The sequence below is a fragment of the Helicobacter cinaedi CCUG 18818 = ATCC BAA-847 genome, assembly GCF_000155475.1.
Classification (GTDB): domain Bacteria; phylum Campylobacterota; class Campylobacteria; order Campylobacterales; family Helicobacteraceae; genus Helicobacter_C; species Helicobacter_C cinaedi.
Genome location: NZ_DS990427.1, coordinates 1 through 679, shown reverse-complemented (window position 1 = coordinate 679; position 679 = coordinate 1). Strand labels below are relative to the sequence as shown.

The 679-nt window shown below is 34.2% G+C and carries 1 pseudogene; it reads left to right on the top strand.

From position 1 onward, the window contains the following. Positions 1 to 679, top strand: a pseudogene (locus HCCG_RS12715) (hypothetical protein); the annotation flags it as partial.

Genomic DNA, 679 nt, shown 5'->3' with positions numbered 1-679 from the left:
AATCCTCCCCCTATAAATCCTATAAACCAATTTATTTAGACCCTACATTAAAGACAGGACAAAGCTCAAGTTATTTAGAATTTAAAGCTTGGCAAGATTTATATTTAAAAGAACCCATAAAAGGAGCTATAGCTCCTTGGACTAAAAAAGAAAAAGCTTATTATGAATCTTTAAAAACAAAAAGAGAAAGATATAAATATCTTGTCATTAGAAGTGGATTAAGAAGCTCTGTAATAGACATACCCTATGATGCTTATGCAGGAGTAGATGAGAATGGAAAACTTATCAATAAAGAATATGCTCCTCTCTATGAAAAAGTAGAGCAAAATAGGGGAAATGCACATTTAGGCGATGGTTGGCTTTCTATGGCTGAATGGGAATTAACCGCTGGGATATTAGGAGATATACAAGGATTTACAGGAGCATTACAGCTCTCTATGACAGGATTTAAAACAAGAGCTCAAGCGGTTGCTTTTCTACTCCTACAACTAGGTCATCCCGGCTTTAGTGTCTTATATGATTCTTATCAATATAGAGGCTTAATAGATGGTTTGCACGAAAATCCTATTAAAGCACAAATGCTAAAAAACTTTGCCAAGAATCCCCCTTATGATAAATATGGTATGCTCCCTTATTTAGATGAAATGATAGGAGTAGATTGGGTGATGGATTTTAATAA